Below are 5909 nucleotides of genomic sequence, written 5' to 3'. Positions count from 1 at the left end.
CACTCCTCCCCCCACTCATGGAGGTATCCCCCCATGCCCCGTCGCGACGGCGACTCTCTTCCCCTGACCGCGGCCCAGCGCGAGATCTGGCTCGCCGAGCAGCGCTCCCGGACGCCGATCCCGGGCTACCGCGTCGGCGAGTGCCTGGAGATCCACGGGCCGGTGGACCGGGAGCTGTTCGAGACCGCGCTGCGCCGGGTGGTCGACGAGGTCGACGCCCTGCACGTGACCTTCGTCGACGACGGGGAGGGCCCGCGCCAGGTCATCCGGGAGAGCTGGGACTGGGCTCCGGTCCACCTCGACCTGAGCGGGGAGCCCGACCCCAGGGCGGCCGCCCTGGAATGGATGGAGCGGGACCTGCTGCGCCCGCTCGACCTCGCCCGGGACCCGCTGTTCGGCCACGCGCTGATCGAGGCGTCGCCGACGGAGTACCTCTGGTACCTGAACTACCACCACGTGGTGCTGGACGCGATCAGCAGCTCGATGCTGCGGCAGCGGGTCGGCGAGGTGTACTCGGCACTGGCGGAGGGCGGCGCCGTGCCGCCCTGCCCGTTCGGCCCGCTGCGGGACCTGGTCGACAGCGACGCCGCCTACCGCGCCTCCGCCGGCTTCGCCGCCGACCGCGCCTACTGGACCGGGCGCTTCGCCGACCTGCCCGCCCCGACCCGGCTCACCGACGCCTCCGCGACCGACCCGCACCGCGCCCTCCGGCTGGCCGAGGAGCGGGAACTGCGCCGCCCGGACGCCCTGCGGGCGGCGGCCGGACGCTGCGGCGTGCGGTGGTCCCGGCTGCTGGTCGCGGCGACGGCGCTCTACGCCCACCGGCTGACCGGCAGTCAGGACGTGGTGCTCGCCCTGCCCGTCACCGCCCGCCGGGGCGCCGACCGCGACCTGACGGCGGTGCCGGGCACGACGTCCAACGTGGTGCCGCTGCGGCTGACCGTGCGGGCGGACATGCCGTGGCGCGAACTCGTCGCCCAGGCGGCGCGGGAGGTCGAGACGGCCGTCGCGCACGAGCGCTACCGCAGCGAGGACCTGCTGCGGGACCTCGGCGCCTCCGGCGGCATCGGCACGGCGTTCCCGCTGATCGTCAACATCATGGCCTTCAACTCCAGGCCGAGCTTCGCCGGGCACCCGGCCTCCGTGCACCACTTCGTGTCCGGGTCGACCACCGACCTCGCCGTCTGGGTCTTCGACTACCGGGACGGCAACCCGCCGCTGCTGCGGCTGCACGGCTCGCCCGAGGCGTACGGCGACGGCGACCTCGCCGGTCACCAAGAGCGACTGCTCGCGCTCCTTGACACCCTCGCGGACTGCGACGAGGACGAGCCGGTGGGCCGGATCGAGCTGCTCACCGCCCAGGAGCGCCGAGAGCTGGCGGTGCTCGGCGCCGGACCGGTGGCCCCGGCCCCGGCCGCGAGCCTGCCGGAGCTGTTCCGGGAGCACGTCCGGGCGACTCCGGACCTGGTCGCGCTGGTGTGCGGCGACGTCTCGCTGACGTACGCGGAACTGGACGCGCGGGCCAACCGGCTGGCGCACGCCCTGATCGCCCGGGGCGCGGGGCCGGAGCGGCGGGTGGCGGTGGCGCTGCCGCGCTCGGCCGAGCTGGTGGTGGCGATCCTCGCGGTGCTGAAGACCGGTGCGGCGTACGTCCCGGTCGACCCCGAGTATCCGGCCGCCCGGATCGCGTACCTGATCGACGACGCCCGGCCGGCCCTGCTGGTCACGGACTCCGGCAGCGCGGGACGGCTGCCCGGGGCGGGGCCCGTCGGCCGGCTGGTGCTCGACGACCCGGAGACGGCCGCCCTGGTGACCGGCTGCCCGGCGGCCGACCCGATGGTGGCCGTCGACCCGGACTTCCCGGCCTACGTCATCCACACCTCCGGCTCCACCGGCCGGCCCAAGGGCGTGCTGGCGACCCACGGCGGTCTGCTCGACCTGCTCACCGACCTCCGGCAGTTGCACTTCGCGCCGGTGCTGAAGGAGCGGCCGCGGCTGCGGGCCGCGCTGACCACCTCGGTGTCCTTCGACGCCTCCTGGAACCAGCTGCTCGCCCTGTTCGGGGGCCACGAGCTGCACGTCCTGGAGCACGCGACCTGGACCGACCCCGGCGCCCTGGTCGGTTACGCGGCGCGCCACGGACTGGACTACCTCGAGGCCACCCCGTCCTACCTTCAAGTGCTCGTCGACCATGGCCTGTTGAGTGACCCGCGGTACCGTCCGGCACTGGTCGCGGCGGGCGGCGAGGCCGTCCCGGAGCGGCTGTGGGAGCAGCTGCGCGCCGCGGACGGCGTGGCCTGCCTCAACCTCTACGGACCGTCCGAGTGCACCGTCAACTCGGTGGTCGCGCAGGTGGGTTCGAGCCCACGCCCGGTGATCGGCCGGCCGGTCACCAACGCCCGGCTGTACGTCCTCGACGGCGCCCTGCGGCCGCTGCCGACCGGTGCCGCGGGCGAGCTGTACATCGCGGGCGCGGGCCTGGCCCGCGGCTACCTGAACCGGCCGGGGCTGACCGCCGGGCGGTTCGTCGCGGACCCGTTCGGGCCGAGCGGGGCGCGGATGTACCGCACCGGGGACCTGGTGCGCTGGGACGCGGCCGGGAACCTGGAGTTCCTCGGCCGCACCGACGACCAGGTCAAGATCCGCGGCTTCCGGGTCGAGCTCGGCGAGATCGAGGCCGTACTCGCCGAGCACCCGCGGGTCGCCCGGGCCGCCGTGACGGTGCGCACCGAGGAGGAACCGCGGCTGGTCGCCTACGCGGTGCCCGAGCCGGGCGCCACCGTGACCGACGACGACCTGCGCGACCATCTGCGGGACCGGCTGCCCCGGCACATGGTGCCGGCCGCGTACGTGCTGCTGGACGCGCTGCCGCTGACCCCGAACGGCAAGCTCGACCGGCGGGCGCTCCCGGAGCCCGGGCGGCAGCCCGTCGCGTCGGGCCGCGCACCGCGCACCGCGACCGAGCACCTGCTCGTCGGGCTGTTCGCCGAGGTGCTCGGAGTGGCCGAGCCCGGGCCGGACGACAGCTTCTTCGACCTCGGGGGGCACTCCCTGCTGGCCACCCGACTGATCGCCCGGGTGCGTTCGGTGCTGGGCGTGGAGCTCAGGCTGAGCGATCTGTTCGACGCGCCGACGGCGGCGGAACTGGCGGCGGCCGTGGACGTCGCGGGCCGGGCGCGTCCGGCGCTGGGGCGGCGCGAGCGGCCGGAGACCGTCCCGCTGTCCTTCGCACAGCGCCGGCTGTGGTTCCTGCACCGCATGGAGGGGCCGAGCGCCACCTACAACATCCCGCTGACCCTGCGGCTGTCGGGGAGCCTGGACCGGCGGGCCCTGGAAGCCGCCCTGGCGGACGTGGTCGAGCGGCACGAGAGCCTGCGCACCGTCTTCCCGACGGCCGACGGCGTGCCGTGCCAGCGGGTGCTGGACCCGGAGGAGGCCCGGCCGCGGCTGCGGGTGACCGAACTCGGCGAACGCGAGCTGCCGCAGCGGCTGGCGAAGGCGGCCCGGTACGGCTTCGACCTCGCCGCGGAGCCGCCGCTGCACGCCGAACTCTTCCGGCTCGCGGACGAGGAGCACGTGCTGCTGCTGGTGGTGCACCACATCGCCGGCGACGGCTGGTCGACGGGGCCGCTCCTGCGGGACCTCACGGCCGCCTACGCGGCCCGCGCCGAGGGCGGGAAGCCGGAGTGGGCGCCGCTGCCGGTCCAGTACGCCGACTACGCCCTCTGGCAGCGGGAGCTGCTCGGCGACGGCTCGGACCCGGACAGCCTGCTGAGCAGTCAACTCACTTACTGGCGTCAGCAGTTGGCCGGTCTTCCGGAGCAGGTGGAGCTGCCGTTCGACCGGCCCAGGCCGGCCGCGATGTCCTACCGCGGCGCCCATCTGCCGGTGCGGATCGACGCCGAGCTGCACCAGGGCCTGCGCGCGCTCGCCCGGGACGGCGGGGCCAGCCTCTTCATGGTGCTCCAGGCCGGGCTGGCCGCCCTGCTGGGCAAGCTGGGCGCGGGCACCGACGTACCCGTGGGCACGCCGATCGCCGGACGCACCGACGAGGCCGCGGACGAACTGGTCGGCTTCTTCGTCAACACCCTGGTGCTGCGCACCGACCTCTCCGGCGACCCGTCGTTCACCGAACTGCTGGGCCGGGTGAGGGCCGGCGCGCTGGCCGCGTACGCGCACCAGGACGTGCCGTTCGAGCACCTGGTGGAGGCGCTCAACCCGACCCGTACGCTGGCCCACCACCCGCTGTTCCAGACCATGCTCGCCCTGCAGAACGCGCCGCTCGGCACGTTCGACCTGCCGGGGCTGCGGGTGACGACCGGCCTGGTCCACACCGGGACGGCCAAGTGCGACCTGACCTTCGTCCTGGCCGAACAGCCCGGCGAGGACGGTCTGTCGGGCGTGGTGGAGTACAGCACCGACCTGTTCGACGAGGACGGCGTGAGCGGGATCGTCGAGCGGTGGCTGCGGCTGCTGCGCGCCGTCGTCGCCGACCCCGGCCGGCGGATCGGCCGCGTGGACGTGCTGTCCGCCGACGAACTCCGCGCCCTGCTCCCGGCGCCCGCCGGCCGCAGCGAGGAGCCCTCGGACAGCGGCCTGACCGGGCTGTTCGAGCGGCAGGTACGGGAGAACCCATCCGCCGTCGCCCTCACGGACGGCGAAGGCACCCTGACCTACGCCGAGTTGAACGCCCGCGCCAACCGGCTCGCGCACGCCCTGATCGCCCGGGGAGTGGGTCCGGAGCAGCGCGTGGCGCTGGCCCTGCCGCGCTCGGCCGAGCAGGTCGTGGCGGTGCTCGCCGTGCTGAAGGCGGGCGGCGCCTACCTCCCGGTGGACCCGCAGTACCCGGCCGCCCGCATCGCCTACCTGCTCCAGGACGCCCGGCCCGCGCTCCTGGTGACCACAAGCCGCGTCGGCGACCTGCCGGGCGCGGAGGCGGTGGACCGGCTGCTGCTGGACACCGCCGACCTGGCCGGGCTAGCGGACACGGACCCGGAGGTCCAGCTCGACCCCGGCCACGCCGCCTACGTCATCTACACCTCCGGTTCCACCGGCAACCCCAAGGGCGTGGTGGTCACGCACCGGAACGTGGTGCGGCTGTTCGGCACCACCGAGAGGCTGTTCGGCTTCTCCGCCGACGACGTCTGGACCCTCTTCCACTCCTACGCCTTCGACTTCTCGGTGTGGGAGCTGTGGGGTCCGCTGCTGCACGGCGGCCGGCTGGTGGTCGTGGACCACGAGACCAGCCGCTCGCCCGGCCGCTTCCTGGAGCTCCTCGCCCGCGAGCGCGTGACCGTGCTCAACCAGACGCCGTCCGCGTTCTACCAGCTGATGCAGGCGGACGCCGAGCACCCGCGTGAACTCGCGCTGCGGACCGTCGTGTTCGGCGGCGAGGCGCTGGAGCACGCACGGCTGGCCAGCTGGTACGAGCGGCACCCGGACGACGCGCCGCGCCTGGTCAACATGTACGGCATCACCGAGACCACGGTGCACGTCACGTACGCAGCGCTCGACCGGACCGACACCCCCGCGGGCCAGGTCGGGGCGCCCCTCGCGGACCTGCGGACCTACGTGCTGGACGCCCACCTGCGACCGGTGGCCCCGGGCGTGCCCGGCGAGCTGTACGTCGCGGGCGAAGGCCTGGCCCGCGGCTACCTGAACCGGCCCGGCCTGACCGCGGGGCGCTTCGTGGCCGATCCCTTCGGACCTGCGGGATCACGGATGTACCGCAGCGGCGACGTGGTGCGCCGCGCGGCGGACAACAGCCTGCGCTACGTCGGCCGGGCCGACCAGCAGGTGAAGGTACGTGGCTTCCGGATCGAGCTCGGCGAGATCGAGGCGGCGCTGGCCGCACACCCCGGCGTCGCCCAGGTCGCCGTCGTGGCCCCGCCCGGCCGGGCCCCCCACAC

1 protein-coding gene is annotated in these 5909 nt (G+C 74.8%); it reads left to right on the top strand.

Going from position 1 to position 5909, the window contains the following annotated elements; all coding sequences use genetic code 11:
- Positions 1 to 33: 33 nt before the first annotated feature.
- The coding region (locus ABT085_RS43005) for a non-ribosomal peptide synthetase (RefSeq protein WP_351621642.1) at positions 34 to 5909 on the top strand (5876 nt) is incomplete at its 3' end.

The organism is Streptomyces sp. NPDC002265 (assembly GCF_040296125.1).
Lineage (GTDB): Bacteria > Actinomycetota > Actinomycetes > Streptomycetales > Streptomycetaceae > Streptomyces.
The sequence above is the reverse complement of the archived record's forward strand: the minus strand, read 5'-3'. Positions and strand labels throughout refer to the sequence as shown.